The 1,936-nt window shown below is 72.6% G+C and carries 2 protein-coding genes; both read left to right on the forward strand.

The window, feature by feature from the left end:
- The coding region (locus tag GZ67_RS19975) for an FHA domain-containing protein (protein ID WP_197024962.1) at nucleotides 1-793 on the forward strand (793 nt) is incomplete at its 5' end.
- Nucleotides 790-1,936, forward strand: a 1,147-nt coding sequence (locus tag GZ67_RS0100365) for a serine/threonine-protein kinase (RefSeq protein ID WP_081859828.1), incomplete at its 3' end; no start/stop codon positions are given. The genes GZ67_RS19975 and GZ67_RS0100365, both read left to right, overlap by 4 nt.

The following is a 1,936-nucleotide window of genomic DNA, read 5'->3' on the forward strand; positions in this document are numbered from 1 at the left end:
GCCGCCACCCGGGGTCGGGGCCGTGCCCGTGGTGTCGGTGCCCGCACCCGACGCGGCATCCGATCTGCCCGCCGTGCCCCCGAGCGACGTCGCCGACGAGACACCGGATGCCGATGCCGAAGCCGACGCCGAAGCCGACGCCGAAGCCGCGGCAGATGTGGCCGACGCCGACATGATCGAGTCGACGCTAGTGCCGGGGGAGGCGACCTTCGCTCCGCCGGTCGACGAGTTCGACCACCTGTGGGGCGCGACCGTGCACACCCCGATCGAGGCCGCCGCGGTCCGCCCGAGCGAGGAGCCGGAGACGCCCGCCGTCGACGCCGGTGCCGCGACCGGCGATCACGACGGTGCGACGATCTCCGCCGAAGAGCTCCGCAGTCTGCGACAGAGCGCGCCCGCGGCACCCGAGGCTCCCACCGAGGTCATCCCGGTGACCGCTGCGGCCCCGGCGTCCTCGGGGCGCATCCGGGTGTCGTCGGGGCAGGTGGTGACCCTCGACCGGACGGTCATCATCGGACGCCGACCGCGCTCCACCCGCGCGAGCGGGGCGAACCTGCCGCATCTGATCGCGGTGGACAGCCCGCAGCAGGACATCTCGCGCAGCCACCTCGAGATCCGGCCGGAGGGCGACACGGTCGTGGTCATCGACCTGCACACCACGAACGGCTCGACGCTGCTGCGTCCCGGCGCCGACCCCATGCGACTGCACCCCGGTGAGCAGACTCTCGTCCTGTCCGGAGATGTGGTGGACCTCGGCGACGGGGTGACCGTCGCGTTCGAGGACCTGCCGTGAACCGACGCCCCTCGCCGCCGCCCTCGCTGCCCGGCTTCACCTATGTGGAGCCGCTGGGCACGGGGGGCTTCGCCGACGTGTTCCTGTACGAGCAGGAGATGCCGCGGCGTCGCGTCGCGGTGAAGGTGCTGCTCGCCGACCGCATCTCCAGCGGTGCGGCGCAGGAGTTCGCCGACGAGGCGAACGTCATGGCGATGCTGTCGACGCATCCGGCGATCGTCACGATCTACCAGGCGGGCGTCGCCGGCGACGGTCGTCCGTACCTGGTGATGGAGTACTGCCCGCGGCCGAACCTCCAGATCCGCTCCCGCAAGGAGCCGTTCTCGGTGGCCGAGGCGCTGCGCGTCGGCATCCAGGTGGCCGGAGCAGTGGAGACCGCCCACCGTGCCGGGGTGCTGCACCGCGACATCAAGCCGGCGAACATCCTCGTCACCGAGTACAACCGTCCGGCGCTGACCGACTTCGGGATCGCGTCGACGACCGGTGCTACGGGCGAGTCCTCCGGGATGTCGATCCCGTGGTCGCCGCCGGAGTCGTTCGCCGAGCCGCCGCAGAGCGGTCCTCGCACCGACGTCTGGGCGCTCGGTGCCACGCTGTACACGCTGCTGGCCGGACGCTCGCCGTTCGAGCGGCCGGGCGAGCGCAACTCCAGCGCCGACCTGATCGAGCGCATCGAACGCGCCGCCCTGCCGAATCTGGCCCGCCCCGATTCGCCCGACAGCCTGCAGCGCCTCCTCGACCGCGCGATGGCGAAGAACCCCGACGACCGCTTCCCGAGCGCCGTCGCCTTCGCCCGCGCGCTGCAGAAGGTGCAGATCGAGCTCTCGCACTCGGTGACGCCGATCGACATCGTCGACGATCACCCGCCGGCGGAGGACCTGGAGGACGACGGCGACGGCCTCACCCGCGTGCGGGAGATCGTCAGCATCGACCCGGGGATGCAGAGCGCGACCCGGCCGTCGGCGATGACGCAGCCGAAGGGGCCGTCGGTCGTGGTGCCCGACGCTCCGCGCTTCGAGATGCCGCCGCGTCCCGAACCGGCCGTCGAGCAGACGCAGCGTCGCCGGGATGTGGAGGCGTCCGTCCCGGGCGCGACTCCGTCTCCCGCCGCCCCGGTGGTGCCCGATCGCGATGACCGCACCA

This window comes from Microbacterium sp. Cr-K20 (assembly GCF_000708325.1).
Lineage (GTDB): Bacteria > Actinomycetota > Actinomycetes > Actinomycetales > Microbacteriaceae > Microbacterium.